The organism is Falsihalocynthiibacter sp. SS001 (assembly GCF_042445055.1).
Taxonomy (GTDB): domain Bacteria; phylum Pseudomonadota; class Alphaproteobacteria; order Rhodobacterales; family Rhodobacteraceae; genus Falsihalocynthiibacter.
This window is the reverse complement of record NZ_CP170339.1, coordinates 1,726,716-1,749,991: the sequence shown is the minus strand read 5'-3', so window position 1 is coordinate 1,749,991 and position 23,276 is coordinate 1,726,716. Positions and strand designations below refer to the sequence as shown.

At 55.5% G+C, this 23,276-nt stretch carries 22 protein-coding genes and 2 tRNA genes; 14 read left to right on the top strand and 10 right to left on the bottom strand.

Features of this window, described 5'->3' with window-relative positions:
• Positions 1-62 precede the first annotated feature (62 nt).
• On the top strand, positions 63-632 hold the full coding sequence (locus ACFE33_RS08430) for a YcbK family protein (protein WP_380052278.1): 570 nt from the start codon (positions 63-65) through the stop codon (positions 630-632).
• A gap of 56 nt (positions 633-688) precedes the next feature.
• Here ACFE33_RS08430 and ACFE33_RS08425 read toward each other — a convergent pair whose 3' ends face one another.
• Positions 689-1,594 carry a c-type cytochrome gene (locus ACFE33_RS08425; protein ID WP_380052275.1) on the bottom strand — a complete coding sequence of 302 codons (906 nt, stop codon included), beginning with the start codon at positions 1,592-1,594 and terminating at the stop codon, positions 689-691.
• A gap of 40 nt (positions 1,595-1,634) precedes the next feature.
• Complete coding sequence (locus ACFE33_RS08420) at positions 1,635-2,105, bottom strand: c-type cytochrome (protein WP_380052272.1); 471 nt, start codon at positions 2,103-2,105, stop codon at positions 1,635-1,637.
• 91 nt (positions 2,106-2,196) lie between these two features.
• On the opposite strand from ACFE33_RS08420, the gene ACFE33_RS08415 reads away from it, so the two are divergent.
• Entirely contained in the window at positions 2,197-3,060 is an 864-nt protein-coding gene (locus ACFE33_RS08415) for a LysR family transcriptional regulator (protein ID WP_380052269.1), read from the top strand.
• On the opposite strand, the gene ACFE33_RS08410 is transcribed toward ACFE33_RS08415, so the two are convergent.
• Positions 3,057-3,599 carry an NAD(P)H-dependent oxidoreductase gene (locus ACFE33_RS08410; protein WP_380052266.1) on the bottom strand — a complete coding sequence of 181 codons (543 nt, stop codon included), beginning with the start codon at positions 3,597-3,599 and terminating at the stop codon, positions 3,057-3,059. The two genes, ACFE33_RS08415 and ACFE33_RS08410, sit on opposite strands and share 4 nt — an antisense overlap.
• Before the next feature lie 148 nt (positions 3,600-3,747).
• Between ACFE33_RS08410 and ACFE33_RS08405 the strand changes: the two genes are divergently transcribed.
• Both ACFE33_RS08405 and cueR read left to right on the top strand, forming a co-directional pair.
• Positions 3,748-6,006, top strand: coding sequence for a heavy metal translocating P-type ATPase (locus ACFE33_RS08405; RefSeq protein ID WP_380052263.1), 2,259 nt, complete (start codon positions 3,748-3,750; stop codon positions 6,004-6,006).
• A 9-nt stretch (positions 6,007-6,015) separates the two neighbouring features.
• Positions 6,016-6,402, top strand: a complete 387-nt coding sequence (gene cueR / locus ACFE33_RS08400) for a Cu(I)-responsive transcriptional regulator (protein WP_380052260.1) — start codon at positions 6,016-6,018, stop codon at positions 6,400-6,402.
• Between the two features lie 27 nt (positions 6,403-6,429).
• Here the strand turns inward: cueR and ACFE33_RS08395 are convergent, their stop codons facing one another.
• Together ACFE33_RS08395 and ACFE33_RS08390 are read right to left on the bottom strand one after the other, a co-directional pair.
• Positions 6,430-7,221, bottom strand: coding sequence for an RlmE family RNA methyltransferase (locus ACFE33_RS08395; RefSeq protein WP_380052257.1), 792 nt, complete (start codon positions 7,219-7,221; stop codon positions 6,430-6,432).
• Positions 7,222-8,334 carry a Ppx/GppA phosphatase family protein gene (locus ACFE33_RS08390; protein ID WP_380052254.1) on the bottom strand — a complete coding sequence of 371 codons (1,113 nt, stop codon included), beginning with the start codon at positions 8,332-8,334 and terminating at the stop codon, positions 7,222-7,224.
• 274 nt (positions 8,335-8,608) lie between these two features.
• Between ACFE33_RS08390 and ACFE33_RS08385 the strand changes: the two genes are divergently transcribed.
• The 4 genes from ACFE33_RS08385 to ACFE33_RS08370 are packed head-to-tail and all read left to right on the top strand — an operon-like array spanning position 8,609 to position 12,963.
• Positions 8,609-8,905: a virulence factor gene (locus ACFE33_RS08385; RefSeq protein WP_380052251.1), complete on the top strand. Its 297-nt coding sequence runs from the start codon at positions 8,609-8,611 to the stop codon at positions 8,903-8,905.
• Between the two features lie 24 nt (positions 8,906-8,929).
• On the top strand, positions 8,930-9,853 hold the full coding sequence (locus ACFE33_RS08380; RefSeq protein ID WP_380052248.1) for a methylenetetrahydrofolate reductase: 924 nt from the start codon (positions 8,930-8,932) through the stop codon (positions 9,851-9,853).
• A gap of 20 nt (positions 9,854-9,873) precedes the next feature.
• The gene (locus ACFE33_RS08375) at positions 9,874-10,857 is read left to right on the top strand and encodes a methyltetrahydrofolate cobalamin methyltransferase (RefSeq protein WP_380052245.1); all 984 of its coding nucleotides are present in this window, start codon (positions 9,874-9,876) and stop codon (positions 10,855-10,857) included.
• A 24-nt stretch (positions 10,858-10,881) separates the two neighbouring features.
• Complete coding sequence (locus ACFE33_RS08370; RefSeq protein ID WP_380052242.1) at positions 10,882-12,963, top strand: ASKHA domain-containing protein; 2,082 nt, start codon at positions 10,882-10,884, stop codon at positions 12,961-12,963.
• Between the two features lie 17 nt (positions 12,964-12,980).
• On the opposite strand, the gene ACFE33_RS08365 is transcribed toward ACFE33_RS08370, so the two are convergent.
• Positions 12,981-13,054 (bottom strand) — tRNA-Gly (locus ACFE33_RS08365).
• A 135-nt stretch (positions 13,055-13,189) separates the two neighbouring features.
• Between ACFE33_RS08365 and ACFE33_RS08360 the strand changes: the two genes are divergently transcribed.
• Complete coding sequence (locus ACFE33_RS08360) at positions 13,190-14,452, top strand: glycerate kinase (protein WP_380052240.1); 1,263 nt, start codon at positions 13,190-13,192, stop codon at positions 14,450-14,452.
• Positions 14,453-14,515: 63 nt separating this feature from the next.
• On the opposite strand, the gene ACFE33_RS08355 is transcribed toward ACFE33_RS08360, so the two are convergent.
• The 3 genes from ACFE33_RS08355 to ACFE33_RS08345 all read right to left on the bottom strand — a co-directional run bounded on the left by ACFE33_RS08355 (position 14,516) and on the right by ACFE33_RS08345 (position 16,569).
• A tRNA-Leu gene (locus ACFE33_RS08355) sits at positions 14,516-14,599 on the bottom strand.
• 87 nt (positions 14,600-14,686) lie between these two features.
• A complete protein-coding gene (locus ACFE33_RS08350; RefSeq protein ID WP_380052238.1) occupies positions 14,687-16,024 on the bottom strand; it encodes a TRAP transporter large permease in 1,338 nt (445 codons plus the stop codon).
• A 5-nt stretch (positions 16,025-16,029) separates the two neighbouring features.
• The gene (locus ACFE33_RS08345) at positions 16,030-16,569 is read right to left on the bottom strand and encodes a TRAP transporter small permease (protein WP_380052236.1); all 540 of its coding nucleotides are present in this window, start codon (positions 16,567-16,569) and stop codon (positions 16,030-16,032) included.
• 141 nt (positions 16,570-16,710) lie between these two features.
• Between ACFE33_RS08345 and ACFE33_RS08340 the strand changes: the two genes are divergently transcribed.
• Positions 16,711-17,289 (top strand): YqaA family protein, encoded by a 579-nt coding sequence (locus ACFE33_RS08340; protein ID WP_380052233.1) that lies wholly within the window; start codon positions 16,711-16,713, stop codon positions 17,287-17,289.
• A complete protein-coding gene (locus ACFE33_RS08335; RefSeq protein ID WP_380052230.1) occupies positions 17,286-17,747 on the top strand; it encodes a disulfide bond formation protein B in 462 nt (153 codons plus the stop codon). Before ACFE33_RS08340 ends, ACFE33_RS08335 begins: the two co-directional genes overlap by 4 nt.
• Here ACFE33_RS08335 and ACFE33_RS08330 read toward each other — a convergent pair.
• Positions 17,744-18,178, bottom strand: a complete 435-nt coding sequence (locus tag ACFE33_RS08330) for an Lrp/AsnC family transcriptional regulator (protein WP_380052227.1) — start codon at positions 18,176-18,178, stop codon at positions 17,744-17,746. The two genes, ACFE33_RS08335 and ACFE33_RS08330, sit on opposite strands and share 4 nt — an antisense overlap.
• Before the next feature lie 109 nt (positions 18,179-18,287).
• Between ACFE33_RS08330 and rocF the strand changes: the two genes are divergently transcribed.
• The 3 genes from rocF (at position 18,288) to gyrA (ending at position 23,235) form a co-directional block, all read left to right on the top strand.
• Positions 18,288-19,223 (top strand): arginase, encoded by a 936-nt coding sequence (rocF, locus tag ACFE33_RS08325; RefSeq protein ID WP_380052224.1) that lies wholly within the window; start codon positions 18,288-18,290, stop codon positions 19,221-19,223.
• Between the two features lie 35 nt (positions 19,224-19,258).
• On the top strand, positions 19,259-20,320 hold the full coding sequence (locus tag ACFE33_RS08320) for an ornithine cyclodeaminase (RefSeq protein WP_380052221.1): 1,062 nt from the start codon (positions 19,259-19,261) through the stop codon (positions 20,318-20,320).
• A gap of 143 nt (positions 20,321-20,463) precedes the next feature.
• Positions 20,464-23,235, top strand: coding sequence for a DNA gyrase subunit A (gene gyrA, locus ACFE33_RS08315; RefSeq protein ID WP_380052218.1), 2,772 nt, complete (start codon positions 20,464-20,466; stop codon positions 23,233-23,235).
• Positions 23,236-23,276 lie beyond the last annotated feature (41 nt).

The following is a 23,276-nucleotide window of genomic DNA, read 5'->3' as shown; positions in this document are numbered from 1 at the left end:
TCTGGGGAAAAATGCATGGCCGCGCTCGATCGTGGCCCAAAAAACTTGAACGGGCAGTACTCATGACGACATGCAAGACTACGGGTTTATCCCGCCGAAGCCTATTGGGGGCATTCGCAGCTACAGCCGTGGTTGCGGCGCCCACCTACTCAAATGCTGCTGGCTTCTTACGTGGTAGCGGAGACATCCGCCGCATCAAAATGTACTCGCAACGTACTGGCGAAAGCATTGACATGATCTATTGGATCGAAGGCAAATACATCAAACAGTCCCTCGCCCAAATCAATCATTTCATGCGCGATTGGCGCCAAGACGAAGCGACAAACATCGACACACGTACAATCGACATCATCACTGCGTCCCACAACCTGTTGGACGTAACAGAGCCTTTCATGCTCCTATCCGGTTATCGTACGCCAAAAACTAACCGGCTCTTGCGCTCGCGTTCGAGTGGTGTTGCCAAGAAGTCATTGCATATGACGGGACAAGCCGCAGATCTACGTTTGAAATCGCGGTCGGTTTCCCAAATGGCCCGCGCAGCGGCGTCATGCAAAGCCGGTGGAGTTGGTCGCTACAGCCGCTCCAACTTTGTCCATATGGACTGCGGCCCAGTGCGCTCCTGGGGTGGTTAATAAAGAGCGTATAAAAAATTCGACGTTTTACTGGGCCGAACGCAAAATCGTTCGGCCTATTTGTTTTCGTGGGGTGGCACGATTTGAAGATACGCGGCGATTGCGTCTCGATCTTCTTGCGGCAGTTGCGACGTGTTTTCAATCACCTCGGCCATCTCGGCACCTGCGGTATCAAACTCAGGTGTAAAACCTGACGATAGGTACTCCGCCACGTCGCCTGCGGACCATTCCAGATCGCCAGTCGTGATGTTTGGTATGCGCCCCTCACCCGCTGCATTGGCCGCACCCGCGAGCCATTCGGACGTGATCATTCCACCCAGAACATTGCGCGGCGTATGGCATTCGCCACAGTGGCCCATTGCCTCAACCAGATAGCGTCCGCGTTCTTGCTCGGGTGTTAAATCTGACGTGATGATCCAGTCACGATCCAAGAACAAAAGTTTCCAGCCTCCAAGCAGCACCCGCATATTCATAGGGAAGCTGATCTCGTGGGGCTCGTTCGGGGTATCCACGGCAGGTAAGCTGCGCAGATGCGCGATCAAATCAACAACATCCTGTAACTCCGCCCGCGTGTAGGTAGCATAAGGAAATGCTGGGTAGAGATGCTCGCCCGACGGCGACGTCCCCAACAGGACAGCATTGGCGATATCCAAATCGCTCCACGCCCCGATCCCTGTCGTAGGGTGCGTCGATATATTAGGGGCAACGAATGTGCCAAACGGGCTTGGAAACCGCTTACCACCGCCGAGCGCGCCGTCAGGGTATTCAACGCCTTCAGGTGCCGAATGGCAGGACGCACAGCCCATCGCCGCATAAACCAATGCGCCATTCTCTGGATTGGCAACCAACCCTTCAAGCGCGTTCGGCTCTAGCTTTTCTGGCCGTGTAATAAGTAATCCCACAACAGCAATCGCAGCGAGCCCAAGCCCGCTGCGTAGTGCGATGGTTGAAAAAGAAGCCATATCGCCCCCTTGAATTTACTCTGTTGCTCAGAGCAAAGAGCTATTTTTCAGGAGCACGATACGCCTTGTGACACGCCCCACAAGCGCCGCCAACAGCACCGAGGTTCGCCTTGACGCCATCAAGCCCATCACCAGCAACCGCCGCCATGGCCATCGCTGCTTCGCTTAGGTCAGCGCCATATTCCATCGCCTTGGAATCTTCTGCCCAAAGACCAGGAAGCGCGCGGCTTTTCTCAAAGGCTGTGTTGTCAGACCCTGGAAGCCAGAAGCCAGATTGATCCGCCTTGGTCAATTCTACAAGTGCATCCGCCGCGGACGCAGCAGCTTCGGCATCATAGTCCGCTTTGCCCTGCGCCATATTGCCGAGAATACCGAGTTGCTTGCCGTAATCTTTCATGTGTGCCTGACGCGCTTCAACGGCGGCAGCGATTTCCGCGTCATCTGCGGCGAAGACAGAAGCGCCTGAAGAAATAATAAGTGCACCAACAAGTACCATGGAAAAACGTTTCATAAGAGTATCCCTTGCAAAGAGTTATGAACATGAGGTTACCTGTTAAAAAAAACATAGCCAGTCAATAAAAATGCAGAAGGACTGTGAATTTATGCACAAGGAGAACTGGGACGACCTTCGCTATGTTTTGGCGGTTGCCGATTTCGGCTCTGTTTCCAAAGCGGCACAGAGCCTTGGCGTCAATCATGCGACGGTTTTACGGCGCATATCGAGTTTTGAGACCCGCCACGGAGCGGCGATATTTGAGCGCACAGCCCATGGGTATCAGGTGCTCTCACATAAACTAAATGTGATCGAAGCCGCACGCGAAGCAGAGAACGCCATTTCGGTCGTCCAGAATCTTGTTGGAGGGCATGCGCCCGAATGGCACGGCACTGTGCGCGTCACGTCAACGGATACATTTTGCTATCACTTACTTCCCGAAATTGCCGCCGAAATACAGTCCCAGACAAAACAGCTTCGGATGGAGCTTCTTTCAACGAATGCGCATGTGGATTTGTCGCGCCTTCAGGCCGACATAACTATTCGACCTGCGGCGCAGCTTGATGAGAACCTAGTTGGTGAAAAGGCGGCTCTCATGTTCTTTGCGGTTTATGTGGCGCGCGATGTCCCACCCGAGAATGCGAAAAACTGGATTGGCCTGAGCGGCCCCCTCACCCGCTCATCGCCAGCGGCGTGGATACAGGAGAATGTCGCCGCCGAGACAACCGTTGCAGCGGCGGATAGCTTTCAGACTTTGTCGCAACTCGCAATTGCGGGGCTTGGGCGGACATTTTTGCCGAGGTTCGTTGGGGATCGCTGTCCGCAACTGCGGCGTTGCGCCTCTCCGAACATGAGCGTGCCGATCTGGGTTGCGAGCCACTCGGACTATGCCGAGACACCGCGCCTGCGTGCGCTTCGTGAACGGCTTTGCGTCGCTCTGTCTGATCGGTCCAAATTGCTGCGGGGTGATTAACTGATTGCTTTGGCAATGCGTTTCAGCGCTGCGGCGTCATTGCGCCCCGCCTGATCCATCCCACCAATCAATTGAAACGAGCCTAGCTCCATCCCGCAAAACGCGATGCGGTTCGTCACCCAAATTCGGCGCATCGCGCGCGCAACGCCGTTCAGCCGATATCGCCAAGCGGGTGTTCCGGCACTCATAATGACATGACACCGTCGGCCCTTCAGCAACCCTTCTGGATTTTTTGCGTCAGTTCCGAACGCAAATCCTTGGCTGAACACACAATCAAACCAATGTCGCATGATCGCCGGACAATCCCCCCACCAGCAAGGGAAGACAAAGAAAATCTCTTTCGCGGCTAATACCTGCGCCTGATACGCGCTCAACTGCGCCTCAAAATTCGCCCCATCCGGGAGCCATGAAATCGGCTTTTCACGATACAAATCAATAACCTGAACGTCACCTCTACGGAGCTCGCTTATCCGCGCGGCCACCGCATGTGAAAAGCTCGTTGGATTGGGGTGCGCAAGGATGATTAGCGTTGCGGACATGGTTGCTCCTGTTACTGCGGGCTCAGGCATGTGCTATCGCAGTTCAAGCGGCATGTCGCGCCTTCTAAAGAAAAAATGCGCTTGGCCCTTGACCTTCCCGTGACTGGAAGCCCCAATTAAGTTCAATACACAACGAAGCGAGTCTCAAATGACGACCAAGAATACAGTATTGCTCCAAATTTCCGGCATGAGTTGCGCCTCCTGCGTTGGGCGGGTCGAGAAAGCTCTCCAAGCTGCCAACGGCGTGTTGGCCGCACAGGTAAACCTTGCCTCCGAAACCGCGCAGGTGGAATTTAACGCGAGCGCTATCACGCCCGCCGAGATCGCCGAAATCGCAACCGCAACGGGATACGCCGCAACGGTCGACATCCCCTCGCAGGACGAAAGCAACGCGCAAAAGGCCGAAGAAGCACGGACCCTCAAGCGGCAGGTCATTATCGCCGCACTATTGGCTGCACCCGTATTTATACTTGAGATGGGCGGTCATATATTTCCCGTTTTCCACCACTTTATCGCCCAGACAATCGGCACCGACATAAGCCGTCTGATCCAGTTTGCCCTTACAACGGCGGTGCTGTTAGGTCCGGGATTACAGTTTTATGTCAAGGGGTTCCCTGCTCTTGTTAAGGGGCATCCCGATATGAACTCTCTTGTAGCGATGGGCACAAGCGCGGCTTACCTCTACTCGGTGGTTGCAACATTCGCGCCCTCACTGCTGCCTGCGGGAACCAACAATGTTTACTACGAAGCCGCCGCAGTGATCGTCGTTCTGATCCTGCTCGGTCGGTTTCTTGAGGCGCGCGCGAAACAACACACAGGAGATGCTATCAAGAAGCTCCTCGCGCTGCGTCCCCAAACAGCACGGGTGCTGCGGGATGACGTGATCAAAGAACTGCCGATTGAAGACGTGATCGTCGGTGATCTGATCTACGTCAGACCGGGCGAGAAAATCCCGACGGACGGGGTTGTCGTGGACGGGAGCAGCTATGTTGACGAAAGCATGGTCACCGGCGAACCCGCACCTGTTAAGAAGGCCGAGGGCGACACCGTGGTTGGTGCCACGATCAATAACGCGGGCGCGTTTCGGTTTCGGGCAACGCGCATCGGAGAGGACACGCTGCTTGCGCAAATCGTTAACATGGTGACACAGGCTCAGGGCGCAAAACTTCCGATCCAAGGTATCGTTGATCGGATTACAGGGTGGTTTGTGCCTATTGTTTTAGGAATCGCTGCGCTTACCGTTCTGGTTTGGCTCTTCTTGGGTCCCGAACCCACGCTTAGGTTCGCGGTGGTTGCTGGCGTTTCTGTGCTTATCATCGCCTGCCCTTGCGCAATGGGATTGGCAACACCCACATCAATCATGGTCGGCACAGGCCGTGCCGCCGAACTGGGCGTCTTGTTTCGTCAAGGGGACGCGCTTCAATCGCTCAAGCATGTGTCGGTTGTGGCGTTTGATAAAACGGGCACGCTCACAATGGGGCAACCAGAGCTCACCGATTTCATAACTGCCGCGAACATCGACGAGGATGAAACGCTGCGGGTTGTAGCCTCGGTCGAGAACAGTTCCGAGCATCCGATTGCACGCGCCATTGTTACTGCTGCTGAGGAACGTGGACTTAGCATGGCGCAGGTTTCTGATTTTAACTCGGAAACAGGATATGGCGTGCGGGCTCAGGTGGATGGCAAGCAGGTTCTGATCGGCGCGGATCGCTATCTTCGCCGCGAGGGGATTGCCATTGATGACTTTGCGGATCATCAGGAACAGCTTGGGAAAAATGGGAAATCTCCGCTCTATGTGGCGATTGACGGACAGGCCGCTGCGATCCTCGCGGTTGCGGATCCGATCAAGGAAACGAGTAGGATCGCGGTGCGTGCGCTCAAAGAACGCGGCGTAGAAGTCGCTATGATTACAGGGGATAACGCAGGGACTGCAAACGCAATCGCCGCACAACTTGGCATCGAGCGCGTCATCTCTGAGGTTCTCCCAGAAGGCAAGATTGCAGAGGTTGAGCGTCTGAAGAGTGACGGCGCAAACGTGGCCTTTGTTGGCGACGGAATTAACGACGCACCCGCCCTCGCCGCTGCGGACGTTGGGATCGCGATCGGCACAGGCACCGAAGTAGCGATTGAGGCCGCCGAAGTGGTGCTTATGTCCGGTGATCCAATGGGGGTTGTGAACGCGTATGACATCAGCAAATCAACCCTGCGAAATATTCACGAGAACCTCTTTTGGGCGTTCGGGTATAACGTCCTTCTGATCCCGATTGCTGCAGGGCTGCTCTATCCCATTAACGGCACGTTGCTCTCGCCGATTTTCGCGGCAGCGGCCATGTCATTGTCCAGCGTTTTCGTTCTGGCGAATGCCTTGCGGCTTCGTTGGTTGAAGCCCGCTGAAATCAGTCAATAGGAGGCAAAGATGAATATTGGCGAGATTGCCGAACGCACACAACTTCCCGCAAAAACAATACGTTATTACGAAGAGATAAACCTGATTAAGCCCAAACGCGACGCCAACGGGTATCGAGTTTTTGTCGAGAGCGACCAGCACAAACTTCAGTTTTTGGGGCGTGCCCGAGGGCTTGGGTTTAGCATACAGGATTGCAGAACGCTGTTATCTCTCTACGAAGATGACACCCGCGAGAGTGCGGATGTTAAGCTCCTAGCGACAGAGCATCTGAACGAGATTGACCGAAAAATCGCGGAGCTAAAGACAATGCGAGACACACTCGGCGATCTGGTAAACAAATGCGCGGGTGATGATCGGCCCGACTGCCCTATCTTGCGTGATTTGAGCGGAATTTGATTACAAACAACAGGTTAGAAGAGGGCCCTAATCCTCTTCTTCCAATTTTGTTGCCCCACGAAAACCGGTTGCGACGATAAACTTCTCCGAGCTATCGGCGCGGCTTGCGGGGGGTTTTACATAGCTGACCTTCTTAAACTTAATCCGCAGAATTTTTTGCAGATAGTCTTCTGCACCACCCGCAAGGACCTTGGCTACGAAGGTCCCGTCCTCTTCAAGCACATCAAATGCGAAGTATGCCGCAGCCTCGCACAAGGCCATAATACGGTTGTGATCGGTCTGTTTGTGGCCCGAGGCCGACGCCGCCATATCGCTCATGACAACATTCGCGCGCCCATTGAGCCAGCCTTTGACTTTCTCATCCGCGTCATTCTCAAGGAAATCGAGCACATGGATTTCAGCACCGGCAATTGGCTCCACCTCTTGAAGGTCAACCCCAAGTACGGTTCCGATTGCCTTGCCCTTTTTCTCGCCAAGTGCGTTCACGCGGCGCACAGCTACCTGACACCAACCACCCGGAGCACAGCCTAGATCCACAACACGCGCTCCCGGCACGAGAAAACGGAACTTATCGTCCAGTTCCAATATCTTATAGGCCGCACGCCCACGGTACCCATCGGCCCCAGCGCGTTTGACATAGGGGTCGTTCAACTGGCGTTCAAGCCAGAGCGTCGACGAAAGCTTGCGCCCTCTTGCGCTCTTTACCTTGACGCGCAAATCCCGCAACCCGCGACCTGAGCTGCCACGTGTCCCCGGACCATTTACGCCTTGGCCGCGTTTTCTACGACCAGAGCCGTCTTTTCCTGAACCTTGCGCCATTTAATCGGCCTCATCTATTAGCACGCCATCTGCGCTCATGAGGGCATATAACAGCCCTTCGCGCAAACCGCGATCCGCAACTGATAATTTATCCGTTGGCCATATCCGCAGCAAGGCCTGAAGGATCGCAGCACCCGACATTATCAGGGCCTGACGATCTTTACCAATACGCGGATCGGCGCGGCGCCCTGCGGGACCAAGCGCCAGATAGTCCTGAATGACGGCATCAATCTCGTCGCTCGTCATCTGAAGACCATCAACCTTATTGCGATCATAGCGTCGCAAATTAAGGTGGCTGGCAGCGACCGTCGTAACGGTGCCCGACGTGCCGATGATCTGAAAACCTTCGCGTACGTGCTCGGAGATATAGGGTGCGAAATCCGCCAGCTTCTCTTCGAAAAACCAACTCATTAGCGCGAAACGCGCAGCATCATCGTCCACATCCATGAACTGATCCCGCAATGTTGCCACGCCAAGGGGAACCGAAATCCAGTCCACAATTCGCGCCTTCCCCTCGCGCATCTGGCCTTTGCGGAAGCCGTGAGAAACCTGCATAATCGCCTGTTTCCGCTCGCTTTTACGCAAATGCGCGACATCTAGCCAAACAAGCTCTGTACTGCCGCCGCCGATATCCACCACAAGCAATTGCTCGGTCTTGTGGCTCATGAGGGGCGCACAACTTATGACGGCAAGGCGGGCTTCTTCTTGTGCGGGGATGATTTCGAGCTTGAGCCCGGTTTCTCGCTTTACGCGGGCAATCAGTTCGTTGCCATTACTTGCGCGGCGACAGGCCTCTGTTGCCACAAGGCGCATACGTTTGACGTTGTGGCGCCGCAGCTTCTTTTGACAAATGCGCATGGCCTGCACGGTCCGCGCGATGGACCCACGCGACAAACGGCCCGAAGCCTCAAGCCCGGAACCGAGCTGTACCGACTTCGAGAAGCTATCAACCACCTCGAACTGCGCACCTTTTGGGCGCGCAACGAGCATGCGACAGCTGTTTGTTCCTAAATCCAGTGCCGCATAGAGCGGAACGGATTCGTTCTGTTTTGGCGCAGGGGAATCAACCGTTTTAGGGACCGCGCCCGCACCATTGGGACGCTTGGGCGTCATATCTACGCCCTTTCATATCGAGTTACCCCCAAAGTAAGCTCTTGAGCGCTCGGACGCAAGGCGCGACCCGCCGTTACGACGCGGAATTGCCGCCCTCATAATCAACATGAAGATTTTTCCTATGACACGCTGTGGCGCAACACAGTCCAAGCCTCTATGGGTACAACAAGAATGCACGATCCGGTGAGAAGTCGCGAAATTGAGGTGTCAGGTCGAAAACCGACCATGAAATCCCGCGCTGGCTTCCTACATTTAAGTGAGAAGGGAATCAGCAATGGCTAAGGTCACCATCGTTTATTGGCGGGATATTCCCGCACAGGTTATCGTTGGTCGTGGTCGTCGTGGTGTTAAAATTCAGCTCTCTGAGCGGTTTGAACAAGCGATTGATCGCGCAGCAATGAAATCCGGAGCGGCGGGAACGGACGAATACCTCGCGGAATGGCGCAAAGCCGACCCCGTCGAGGTTGAAGGACAGGACCAGGAAGCCGCTCAAGCCAAGGCCGATGCGCTCGAACTGGAATATGATCGCGAACGCCTCAAGACGCTGATTTCCAATAACGGGTGGGCCTAGCCCGCTTTCACTTTGGAGGGAACCATGTCGCTTTTGTCTTTCAAGCGTCCAGTAAATATCGAACGCCACATCACCGTACCGCGTGAGGTGAGCGCCCTGATGGAGGATTATTCCATCGAGGTGATGCCCCGTACGGCAGCCAAAGTCGATGATTTCACGGCCCTCCTCCCTCAAGACACCCGCGTTTACGTGGCGCATATCGCGGGAACGCCCATCTCTGAGATGGTTGAAACCGCAGCAAGGCTCGCGCGTGATGGGATGCAGGTGGTTCCGCACTTCCCCGCGCGCATCATTCAGGACCGCGCCATGCTCGCGGACTGGATTGCTCGCTATCAGGGCGAAGCAGGTGTTGATCAGGCGCTTGTTCTGGCGGGTGGCGTAAAGGATGCAGAAGGCGCCTTCGATAGCTCCATGCAGCTTCTCGAAACGGGATGCTTTGACGGGTTCAAACATCTGTTCATTGCGGGCCACCCTGAGGGGAATCGTGATATTGATCCAAACGGCGGCGAAGAGATCGTCATGAATGCGCTGCGCTGGAAGCAGAATTTCAGCCGGCAATCAGGCATCCCAATGTCCATCGTTACCCAGTTCGCATTTGCCGCAGATCCAGTCACACAATGGCTTGAGCGCCTTGCGGAGAATGATATTTCGATGCCCGTAAACCTTGGCGTTGCGGGGCCCGCGAAACTTCAGACGCTCATTCGGTTCGCTATTGCCTGTGGCGTCGGACCATCACTCTCGGTGCTTCAGAAACGCGCCCGCGACGTCAGCAAACTTGTGCGCCCGTTTACACCGGATGACCTCGTGCGTGATCTTGCACAATATAAATCAACCTACCCCGAGACCGCGCTGAAATCATTGCATTTCTTCCCCTTGGGTGGCATTACAACCAACGCCAATTGGGCGCTTGCCCAAACCAACGCAAACTCTGCCATTCCGGCACAATAAGTACCCCATAAGGACACTCCATGACCCGTACCGTCGTTGAAAGTAAATCCAAGACAGCCATCATCGGCTTTGACGAACCCTTTTGCGTGATCGGCGAACGGATTAACCCTACAGGCCGCAAGAAGCTTGCCGCCGAGCTTGAGCTTGGGGACTTCTCGACAATTGAAAAAGACGCCATCGAACAGGCGCTTTGTGGTGCGAATATTCTGGATATCAACTCCGGTGCTGTCTTCTCCAATAAGATGGCCGAAGACCCGCGCTATGCTGACAACAACTTTGTCGAGCCACCATTGATGCGCGAACTTATTGAGCGAGTTCAAGCAATTGTGGACATTCCTTTATGTATCGATAGCTCGGTTCCTGATGCGCTCAAGGCGGGTCTTGAGGCTGCCGAAGGCCGCCCGCTTTTGAACTCTGTCACTGGTGAAGAAGACCGTCTTGAGGTGGTTCTTCCGCTGGTCAAGAAATACAATGTTCCGGTGGTTGCGATCTCGAATGACGATACGGGTATTTCCGAAGATCCCGAAGTCCGTTTTGCCGTTGCCAAGAAAATCGTCGAGCGCGCCGCTGATTTCGGCATTCCCGCGCATGACATCGTTGTTGATCCGCTGGTTATGCCCATCGGCGCAATGGCTTCGGCTGGCCAGCAAGTCTTTACACTCGTGCGCCGCCTTCGCGAAGAACTGGGCGTAAACACAACTTGCGGTGCTTCAAACGTGTCGTTTGGCCTTCCGCACCGCCACGGTGTAAACGCGGCGTTCCTCCCTATGGCGATCGGTGCTGGGATGACCAGCGCGATTATGAACCCTGTGCGCCCCGTTGAGATGGAAGCCATTCGTGCCGCGAACTTCCTTAACAACAAGGACCCGCACGGCGCGGAATGGATCAAGTTCAGCCGCATTCTGGATGCTGTCGAAGCAGGCACCCCTTTCGCCGAGGCCTCCAAAGCCTCAGCAGCAGGTGGCGGGCGAAGCGGTGGCCGCCGCGGTGGACGCCGCCGCTAGGGCGCACTACAACAAGGGGCAGAAATGCCCCTTTCGTTTGCCACAGAAAGAACACCCGTGAGCCAAAGCAAGCCCGATCCCCTCGTTATTTTCACTCCTTCGGGAAAACGCGGTCACTTCCCTGCGGGAACGCCCGTATTGACGGCTGCGCGCAAGCTGGGCGTTGATCTGGATTCTGTTTGTGGTGGACGCGGTAAATGCAGCAAATGTCAGGTTGCTCCCTCTTATGGCGAGTTTTCCAAACATGGGGTCACAGTCGCCAAGGATGCGCTCTCGCCCTTTAACGAGGTCGAGGCCCGCTATGACCGTATTCGCGGGCTGATCTCGGGGCGACGTTTGGGCTGTCAGGCGACAATCCAAACCGATGTTGTCATCGACGTGCCGCCCGAAAGCCAAGTTCACAAGCAGGTCGTCCGCAAGCGCGCAGAAGCCCGAGACATCACCCTCGCGCCATCTATTCGGCGTGTATTGGTTGAGGTCGAACAGCCCGACATGCACGAGCCGACAGGTGATTTTGAACGCCTGCAAAACGCGTTGGCGCAGCAGTGGGATATCAAGGGTGTTACAACCACGCTACCTATTCTGTCCCGCCTCCAAAAGTGTTTGCGCAAGGGTGAATGGTCGGTGACATGCACCATCCACAACGCGGGGATCAGCCTTCCGCCACGCCTTATCGACATCGCACAAGGCTTTGACGAAACAGCATTTTACGGATTGGCCGTTGATCTCGGCTCCACAACAATCGCGGGACACCTTTGCAATCTGGAAACCGGCGAAGTCGTCGCCAGCGCGGGCCTTATGAACCCTCAAATCCGATTCGGCGAAGACCTGATGAGCCGCGTCAGTTACGGCATGATGAATGAGGGTGGCAGCGGAGAAATGACTGCCGCCGTGCGCGAGGGAATGGCGCAACTCTGCCGCGATGTGGCCAAGGATGCAGGCATTGCGCCCGAGCGGATTATTGATGCAACAATCGTCTGTAACCCCGTGATGCATCACCTCTTTTTGGGGATTGATGCCTATGAACTGGGGCAAGCACCGTTTGCGCTGGCAACTTCGGATGCACTCAACCTCTCAGCGCATGAAGTGGGCCTGCCGCTGCATGAAAACGCGGCGCTCTATATGTTACCCTGCATCGCTGGCCACGTTGGCGCGGATGCGGCTGCCGTCGCACTTTCCGAGGCACCAGAAAAGTCGGATGACCTTGTGCTCATCGTCGACGTTGGGACCAATGCCGAAATCATATTAGGCAATAAGAACCGTGTTTTAGCGTGCTCTTCTCCGACAGGACCAGCATTTGAGGGCGCGCAGATTTCTGCGGGCCAGCGCGCGGCCCCGGGTGCGATTGAGCGGGTCGAGATTGATCCCATCACCAAGGAACCGCGTTTCAAAATCATCGGCTCTGATCTGTGGTCGAACGAGGCTGGATTTGAAGAAGCCGCGCTGGCAACGGGCGTTACGGGCATTTGCGGCTCTGGTATTATCGAATGTGTCGCCGAAATGCGCATGGCTGGGATTGTGGATGGCCCTGGCCTAATCGGTTCGGCGGAACAGGTCGGAACTGATCGTTGCTTTGCCGACGGGCGCACCAATTCCTATCTTCTCTATGACGCGACGCATTTGGGCGGCGACAAAATAACTGTCACCAATCGAGATATACGCGAAATTCAGATGGCCAAGGCGGCGCTCTACTCGGGTGCGCGGCTGCTTATGGATAAGTTCGAGGTCGATACAGTCGATCGCATCGTTCTCTGCGGGGCGTTTGGTGCCCATATCAGCCCCAAGCACGCCATGATTTTGGGGATGATCCCCGACTGCGCGTTGGACAAAGTCACCTCGGCTGGAAACGCGGCGGGTACAGGTGCGCGGATCGCCCTACTCAACACAGACGCGCGCCGTGAAATTGAAACAACCGTTCGTGCTATCCACAAAATCGAAACCGCGATTGAGCCGCGCTTTCAGGAGCATTTCGTAAATGCCTCCAATATCCCCAACGCGGCCGACAGTTTCCCGCATCTAGGCGCAATCGTGACCCTACCAAACGTTAACCATAACGCTGGCGATGGAAGCGACGGCGGCAAACGCCGCAGACGTCGGCGCGGATAGCACTCAGATATCGAGATTGGAGCGGGTGAAGGGAATCGAACCCTCGTCGTCAGCTTGGGAAGCTGCTGCTCTACCATTGAGCTACACCCGCGCTTGATCTTTGTAGCTTGGGGTGTGAAGCGCCACAAGTGTGATTTGCGACCGCATAGGGTCCGGTTAGTTTGCTTTTGTTGACAGATACTTAGAATGCGTCATAAATCAACAAACCTCCGCAACCGAGATCAGCATGACCCCAGAAAAATTTCTCCGCTCGCTATTTGACGCCGCGCTATGGGCGGCAGATCCCTTTACCGCCGTACCAGCATACCTACCGAAGCGCCCCAAGGGCCGAACCGTGGTTGTTGGCGCTGGCAAAGCATCAGCGCGTATGGCACAGGCGGTTGAAGCGGAATGGGGCGCTTGTGAGGGCTTGGTGATCGTGCCACACGGCGCGTCACTCCCTTGCGAAGGCATCAAGATTGTTGAGGCAAGCCATCCTGTCCCCGACGACGCGGGCCTGAATGCCGCGCGCGAAATCCTTGCGATTGTCGACTCGCTTGGGCCGGACGATCTGGCGCTGTGTCTGATTTCTGGCGGGGGTTCTTCGCTCATGTCTGCCCCTGCGGGAGATTTAACGCTTCAAGACAAGCAATTGTTAAACAAGCTTCTTTTGGAGTCCGGCGCGGCAATTGACGAGATGAATGTACTGCGCAAGCACCTTTCCGCGATAAAGGGCGGCCGCCTTGCTGTGGCGGCGGCACCTGCGCGTATTGTGACGCTCACAATCAGCGATGTACCGGGGGATTCGCCGTCGATTATTGCTTCGGGCCCGACGGTGCCAGACACATCAACCGTTGCTGATGCCCTCGCGATTATTGAACGTTTCGATATCAAGCTGCCCGATCACATGCGCGAAGTCCTGACCGGCCCCGACGGAGAGACCCCAGGGCCAGAACACCCTGCGTTCAATAACGCAGAAACCCGCATCATTGCCGCCCCCCAGGCAAGTCTCGAAGCCGCGGCGGAAGTAGCGAAAGCGGCAGGTGTGACGCCAGTGATCCTTGGGGATGCCATTGAGGGCGAAGCGCGCGAGGCTGGCAAAGTCATGGCCGGAATCGCAGCACAGGTAAAGCGCCACGGCCAGCCCGTCCAAGCGCCCGCAGTCCTTATTTCAGGTGGCGAAACAACTGTCACGGTGCGCGCCAAACCGGGCAAAGGCGGCCGGTGTAGCGAATTCCTTCTCGGGTTTGCGCTCGCAGCTTGGGATCAAGATAGGATCACCGCAATCGCCTGTGATACCGATGGGCGTGACGGATCAGAACACAACGCAGGCGCGATCTGGACGGCTGAAACACGTACGAAAGCCGATAAGGAAAAGGCCTTCGCAGCGCTCGCGAACCATGATGCCTACAGCTTCTTTGAGAGTGTTGATGGCCTTGTCGAAACAGGTCCGACGCACACAAACGTCAATGATTTCAGGGCAATACTGATTGAAGCAGCCGATGATTAACGCGGTTGCCTTTCCCAAACGGATTACCCGAATTCGGGTAACAGAATATATCTGAGGAAATTGTGGTGCCCAAGGTGAGACTCGAACTCACACGACTTGCGTCGGGGGATTTTGAATCCCCTGCGTCTACCATTCCGCCACTCGGGCCACGGAGGAGGATGTAGCCTGTTGCGGCGTCGGGGAAAAGAGCAAAAACGCAATTCGTGCGATTTTTTTGCCAGATTTCCGCGCCGCCTATATCCACATAAGGGACAGCGCGGGAACAGCCACCAGCAACGCCACGCGTACCAGATCAGATGCAATGAATGGCAGGACTCCGCGATAGGTTTGCCCGATCGGAACGTCTTTAGCGAGGCCGTTGATGATGAACAAATTGAGCCCCACAGGCGGCGTGATAAGGCCAATTTCAACCGTCACGAGCGCCAGAATACCGAACCAGATCGCCGTTGCCTCGGCGCTCAGCCCAAAGTCCAAAGTCTCGATGATTGGAAAGAAAACCGGAACGGTCAAAAGGATCATCGAGAGCGAGTCCATCACACAACCAAAGACCAGATAAAACAGTAGCATCCCGAGCAGCACAAAGATCGGCAACACGCCAAGAGAGCCAACCCACGCCGCAAGTGTCTGTGGGGCCTGGGTGAACGCAAGGAACGTATTGAAGAGCTGCGCGCCGAGCAAAATAAGGAAAATCATCGCCGTTGACGACCCCGCTGCCAGCACACTTTCTACAAAGCCTTTCCAAGTCAGACCACCAGTTACGGCACCGTATAGGCCCGTCATAACCATGCCCACAGCAGCACCTTCGGTCGGGGTAAAGAGTGCCTGAACGCCCTCCTCTGCCCAATTCCAATCCGCAGCTATCCCGCCCATCACCAGAGCAAAAATCATGATAACGGGCCAAACAGACAGGAGTGACCGGAAGCGCGCACGAAGCGGCACCTTGGGCAGCGCCAATCCGCGCGCCTCACGCATCACCATGAAACGCACCGCGATCATATACCCAAGCGCCGCAAGCAGGCCCGGAATGATCGCAGCACTAAACATCTTGGCGATATTCTGCTCCGCCAGAATCGCATAGATCACCAGAATCACAGAGGGCGGAATCAGAATGCCCAGAGTGCCACCCGCTGCGAGAACACCCGTCGCCATTGAATCCGAATAACCCGCACGGCGCATCTCGGGAAGTGCCACCTGCCCCATTGTGCTTGCTGTGGCGAGCGAGCTTCCGCAGATCGCGCCGAACCCTGCGCAGGCTCCGACAGTTGCCATTGCGATACCGCCCCGACGATGCCCCAACCAGTCGGCCGCAGCCTGAAACAAGGCGCGGCTCATGCCGGATTTGGTGGCAAATTGCCCCATCAGTAGGAACATCGGAACGATAGATAGCGAATAACTCGAGAAGGTATCAAAGCTAAGCGTCTTGAGCTGGCTAAGGGGGGCCGCCGCACTTCCGCGCACAATCCAGACACCGACAAATCCCGTCACGCCCATCGCGACAGCCACAGGCACGCGCAGGAAAATCGCAAGCAACATAAGCGCGAAGCCGATTAGCGCAATCTCTACACCGGTCACAGTTTTTATCCTTTTATATCAGCAACAAGGCGCGCAATTGCGACCAAAACGAACAGGAATGCCCCCACAAGGCAAAACCCATAGGGAACCCACATCGGGACCTGTAATTCATAGGTTGTCTCAGGAAAGAAGGGCTTGGCCCCCATCGCCAAAATCTCGCGCAGTGGCTCAGGACCATAGGGGAATTTCTCGGCAAATCCGAGATACAGACGCCATAGGATAACGACCGCAACCACCGCAATAAGCGCATTCGACACCACGCCAAGCGCCCGATAGAAGCGAGTGCCGAAACGCGCGGCCAGAACATCCACCTGAACATGCGCGCCAACCATGTGCCCCCAAGGAAGGAACGAGAAAACAGCAATCCCCGTGGCCAGTTCAACCAACTCGAAATCGCCCGAAATCGCATCGGCGCCGACACCACGCGCAACAACAGAAATCACGGTAATGATCGCCGCGGCGATCAAACCGATCCCGCCAATAAGCGCATAGCCGCGCACCAAATGACGCAAAAATAAAGGGTATGTGGATGTGCTCTCACTCATGGATGCCTTTTGCGTTTTTTGGCAGCGTCACGCAATAGTTTATACCGCGCGCAACTTTGGCTTTCTTGTCAAAGCATCATGGGATAAATGATGTCGCAACGATTGCCATACGAGCAAACGGCCAAACAAGGGCGAGCAGAATTGATACGGTCACTATATAACTGGACGATGTCCCTCGCCGAGAGTCGCTATGCGCTTTGGGCGCTTGGTCTTATTGCCTTCGCTGAGAGTTCGGTTTTCCCCATTCCCCCTGATGTGTTGATGATCCCGATGATTATCGCGCGCCCGAACAAGGCGTGGGTTATAGCTGGCGTTGCGCTGATTGGCTCGGTGCTTGGGGCGCTGTTGGGCTACTATATCGGGGCGGGCCTGTTTGAAACTGTTGGTCGCCCGGTTCTCGAATTCTATGGCAAAGAGCACTACTTTGGCGAGTTCCGCGAGACATACAATCAATACGGCGCATGGGCTGTCCTTGTTGCGGGGGTTACGCCGTTCCCGTTTAAGGTGATCACAATCCTTTCTGGTTCGACTGGACTAAGCTTGCCGATCTTTATCGTGGCTTCCATTCTTGCGCGTGCGATACGGTTCTTCTTGGTGGCAGCATTGTTGCGCGCTTACGGCGAGCCGATCCGCGACTTTATTGAACGTCGCCTTGGGCTGGTCTTTACTGTATTTATGGTTCTGCTCATTGGCGGCTTTTATGCAATTAAGGTGTTATGATGGATAAACGGCTTGTCGCACTCGCCAGTTTTGGCTCTTTGGCGCTTCTCTTGGGGGCGTTCGGATTTGAGTATATCGGCGGCCTTGCGCCCTGCCCGATGTGCCTCTGGCAGCGCTGGCCACACGCGGCAGCATTTATTCTTGGTGTGCTTATCTTTGCAGGTGGACCGCGCATTCTCGCGGCTCTTGGTGCAATTGCGGCGTTTATCACCAGTGGGATCGGCCTGTTTCACACGGGCGTTGAGCGCGGATGGTGGGAAGGCCCAACAACCTGCACGTCTGGTCCAATTGGTGATCTGACGCCAGATGAGCTTATGGCCCAGATCATGGAAGCGCCCCTAGTGCGTTGCGATGAGGTCGCATGGGAAATGCTTGGGCTTTCCATGGCAAGCTGGAACGCGCTGTTTTCCTTTGCTCTTGCCTTGATTTGGATTGCCGCATGGCGCAGCCGCGCCTAGACCTTCGCGCGCATTGATCGCGTCGTAAGAAGCAAGTTCGTCTCACTTGTTTGCACACCATCAATGCGGCGCACATCCGACAGCACTTTATCAAAAGCCTCAAGGCTACTTGCATTGATCTCGACGATAAGATCCCACTTTCCGTTGGTGGAATGGACTTCACGAACGGTGCTAAACCCTAGTAACTTATGAATAATGCGCGTCGTGCCGCGCCCCTCAATCCCAAGCATCATCAAGCCACGCACAGGCGCTTTGGCAACGTCCTCTCGTAGTCGGACGGTAAAATCAACGATATCGCCCTGCGCGACCAGCCGCTCAATGCGCGTTCGCACCGTCGTGCGGGATGATCCCAACTCTGCCGCTAATTCGGACAACGGTTTACGCGCATTTTTGCGCAATGCCGATATCAGGCGATTATCCAGATCGTCCATTTCTTCCTCCGTATCGGACAAATGCATCTCGATTCAGCCGAAAACATGGGTTAATATCGGCCTATTTGCAAGGCAAACTATAGGTAACACTCCTAAAACGGCGTTCCCTATGACACTTGATACGACTTCCCAAACCTGCGTCCTTGTGGGCGCACCAATTGATTGCGGCAAGGTGCGCCGTGGCTGCCTCATGGGGCCAGATGCCCTAAGAACGGCGGGGATTGCATCTACGCTGACCGATTTGGGGCATAGTGTTGAGGACTGGGGAAATTACGCACCCGACGAGATCACCGGAGCGAACTGCGATAACCCCGCAGTGCACGGCCTCGCCGAAACGATTGGCTGGTCGCGCTCCCTGCGGCGCGCGGCATCCAAAGCAATGGAGAGCGGCACCCCGATTTTCATGGGCGGCGATCACGCCATGTCACTTGGAACAATCGCTGGTGTGGCCGACTATGCCGAAAAGCAAAACCGTCCGCTGTTCCTGCTCTGGCTCGACGCGCATACCGATATTCATACCCTAGACACCACAACGACAGGCAATCTGCACGGCACCCCTGTTGCCTATGCCATGGGGCTTGATGGGTTCGACGGGTTCGAACCAATGCCCAAAGTAACGGGCGAGAACGTCTGTTACATCGGTTTGCGTTCCGTTGACCCCTCCGAGCGTCAAGCAGTGGTAACGCACGGCCCCACAGCAATCGACATGCGCGCGCTGGACGAGCACGGGATAGCGGCACCACTTAAGGCGTTCCTGTCCCAAGTGCGCGCGGCGAACGGGATTTTGCATGTCTCGCTGGATGTCGACTTTCTCGACCCCTCCTGTGCGCCCGCCGTTGGAACCACCGTTCCGGGTGGCGCGACCGTTCGTGAAGCGCATCTCGCGATGGAAATGCTTTGCGATAGTGGATTAGTGCGCGCGCTAGATATCGTCGAGTTGAACCCATTTCTGGACGAGCGCGGACGCACCGCGGAACTGATGGTTGATCTTACCGCTTCGATCTTCGGCCGACGCGTTTTTGACCGCGACACGACACGTTACTAATGAAGTACAACAACTTACACGCTAAGGATATCCTAATGACCGCTCCCAATCTTCTGCCTTCCTCATTGGCTTATGTCCCATTTGTCTCTGTGCAGAACATGATGGCCCTTGTGAACAGCATCGGCGTCGAAGATTTTATGAAGGGGATTGTCACCTATCTCGAAGAGGACTTCAAAAACTGGGAGAGCTTCGACAAAACCCCGCGCGTTGCGAGCCACTCTGCCGAGGGCGTGATCGAGTTGATGCCCACCAGCAACGGAGAAATCTATGGCTTCAAATATGTGAACGGCCACCCGAAAAACACGCATGAGGGCCTGCAGACCGTCACGGCGTTTGGCCTCTTGGCAAATGTGGACAATGGCTATCCTGTTTTACTTTCCGAGATGACAGTCCTTACGGCGCTGCGCACGGCGGCGACTTCTGCGCTTGTGAGCAAACATCTGATGCCCAAGGGCGCGACTACGATGGCGGTGATTGGCAATGGCGCCCAAAGCGAGTTCCAGTGCCTTGCGGCCAAAGCTGTTTGCGGCATCACCGACATACGTCTCTACGACATTGACCCCGCAGCCACCGAAAAGGCCGCGCGCAACCTTGCTGGCAAAGGGCTCAACATCACGACCTGCAAGACAGCACAGGATGCAATAGAGGGCGCGCACATCATCACGACCTGCACTGCAGACAAGCAATGCGCCACGATCCTGACGGACAACATGGTTGGCGCAGGTGTTCACATCAACGCGATTGGCGGCGACTGCCCCGGCAAGACCGAACTGCACTCTGATATCCTCAAGCGCAGTGAAATCTTTGTGGAGTATCCGCCCCAAACACGTATCGAGGGTGAGATTCAGGCCCTCCCAGAGGATTACCCAGTCAAAGAAATCTGGGAAGTTATTGCTGGCCGTGCCGAGGGACGCACATCCGCCAATCAGATTACGCTCTTTGACGGTGTTGGTTTTGCGATCGAGGATTTCTCGGCGTTGCGGTTCGTTCTAGACCATATCCGCGGCACCGAATTCATGCAGCAGTTGGATATGCTGGCGGATCCAGATGATCCACGTGATCTCTTTGGGATGCTACAGCGCTCGGTAGACGCGTAAAACCGCTTAAATCAAAGAAAAAGGGGCGTAATTCTCGGGGAATTGCGCCCTAATTTCGTACGCACCATTGCACCCAATACAGGGGGGCGTGTATACATATTGTAACAAAAAATTGGATGCAATAAACAGAGCGGTAAATCCACGTGAACGATACGCCAGAAACTCCTGAAAACGAAGAAGAAAACCGTCCAGAGCGCGCGGAGCGCAATGTAGAAGTTGTTTCAATTTCAGACGAGATGAAAACCTCGTATCTGGATTACGCTATGAGCGTGATCGTAAGTCGGGCGATTCCCGACCTGCGCGACGGCCTGAAACCGGTTCATCGTCGCATCCTCTATGCGATGTACGAGACAAATAACACGCACGACAAATCCTATCGGAAATCGGCCCGTCCGGTTGGCGATGTGATGGGTAAATACCACCCGCACGGCGATAGCGCGATCTATGACGCCCTCGTGCGGATGGCTCAGGATTTCTCAATGTCGCTGCCGCTTTTGGATGGTCAGGGCAACTTTGGCTCGATGGACGGCGATAATGCCGCTGCGATGCGTTACACCGAAGTGCGCATGGACAAGCCCGCTGCCTTTGTACTGGCCGACATCGACAAAGATACCGTTGATTTCCAAGACAACTATGACGGCAAAGACCGCGAGCCAAGCGTCCTACCAAGCCGCTTCCCGAATATGCTTGTGAACGGCGCTGGCGGTATCGCGGTTGGTATGGCCACGAATATCCCGCCGCACAACCTTGGCGAAGTTATCGACGGCACCCTCGCCCTGATCGAAAACCCCGATCTGACTTCGGAAGAGTTGTTCGAGAACTATATCCTCGGGCCCGACTTCCCGACTGGCGCGATCATGCTGGGCCGTTCCGGAGCGCGAAAAGCTTATCTTGAGGGGCGCGGCTCGGTCATTATTCGCGCCAAGACCCGCGTAGAAGAGATCCGCAAGGACCGCTACGCCATTGTCGTTGACGAGATTCCCTATCAGGTCAACAAGGCCGCAATGATCGAGAAAATCGCCGAACAAGTCCGCGAGAAAAAGATCGAAGGCGTGTCGCACGTTCAGGACGAGAGCGACCGCAACGGCGTGCGTGTTGTTGTTGAACTCAAACGTGATGCAACGGCCGAAGTGGTCCTCAACCAATTGTTCCGCTTTACACCGATGCAGACCTATTTCGGTTGTAACATGCTTGCGCTCAATGGCGGGCGTCCAGAAACCCTGACGCTTCGTCGCTTCCTTACAAGCTTTATTGATTTCCGCGAAGAAGTTGTCGCCCGTCGTACTGCGTTTGAGTTGCGCAAAGCACGCGAGCGCAGCCATATTCTCTGTGGTTTGGCGGTTGCGGTATCCAACATCGACGAAGTTGTTGCGACAATTCGCAATTCCGCCGATGCCGCCGAAGCGCGCGCACGTTTGATGGAGCGCCGTTGGCCCGTTGGCGAGATCATCGAATACATCAAGCTCATCGACGATCCGACCCACACCGCGAACGAAGATGGCACCTACAACCTGTCCGATACACAGGTCCGCGCGATCCTAGAATTGCGCCTACAGCGCCTTACTGCGATCGGTGTCAAAGAGGTTACGGATGAGCTTCAAGAGCTTGCGGGCAAAATCCGCGAGTATCTGGCGATCCTTGCCAGCCGTGAACGCATCATGGGAATTATCGCGGACGAACTTACTGAGGTAAAAGAAAAGTTCGCCGTTCCACGCCGTACCGAGATCGTTAACTGGTCTGGCGATATGGACGACGAAGACCTCATCGAAAAAGAAGAGATGGTCGTGACTGTCACCTCTGGTGGCTACATCAAACGCACACCGCTCACAGATTTCCGCGCGCAACGGCGTGGCGGCAAAGGTGTCGGCGGAATGCAGACCAAAGAGGAGGATGTTGTTACCAACCTCTTCGTTGCAAATACGCATACGCAGCTTCTGTTCTTTACGACGGACGGGATGGTCTACAAACTCAAGACATGGCGCCTGCCACAGGGTGGACGAACCTCCAAAGGTAAAGCGATTGTAAACATCCTGCCGATCCCTGTCGGTGTCTCGATTGCGGCGATTATGCCTGTAGATGCCCCCGATAGCGAATGGGGCAACCTTCAGATCATGTTCGCCACTTCCAAGGGCACAGTACGCCGTAACGCCTTGTCTGATTTCACAAATGTGAAGTCAAACGGCAAGATTGCGATGAAGTTCGAGGATGAATTCGAGGACGCCTCGCTGGTGAACGCGCGGATTTGTTCCGAAGACGAAGACGTGATGCTCGTGACCGATTCCGGCCGCGCGATCCGCTTCCCGACCACCGAAGTGCGCGTTTTCCAAAGCCGTGCATCAACAGGTGTTCGCGGTATTCGCCTCAAGGATGGCGAAGAAGTTGTCTCTATGTCGATCATCCGTCACTTCGACGCCACAAGCGATGAGCGTATCGCCTATCTCAAGATGCGCCGCGCACAGGCTGGCGTAACAGACGACGAGGTGGATGAGGACGAAGATGGCGAAGGTGCAATTTCGCAAGATCGCTTCGAGGAAATGCAAGCTGCCGAAGACTTGATCCTTACGATCACAGCACAAGGCGCAGGCAAAATCAGTTCCTCGCATGGCTATCCGGTTCGTGGCCGCGGCGGCATGGGCGTCGCAGCAATGGATAAAGCAATGCGCGGCGGCGACCTTGTGGCCAGCTTCCCCGTGGAAATGGGCGACCAGATCATGCTTGCAACATCCAAAGGCCAGTCTATCCGCTGCCCAATCGAAGGCATTTCGTTCCGCTCGCGCTCTGCGGGTGGGGTTAAGGTCTTTGACACAGGCAAAGGCGAAACCGTTGTTTCGGTTGCTTGGATCGCAGAAGCTGAAGAAGACGAAATCGAAGACGCCGAAGTTCTCAGCGAAACACCACCCGCAACCGAGAGCTAAGCAAGCCGCGGTGGGCTCACATCCGCCGCAAATACCAAATC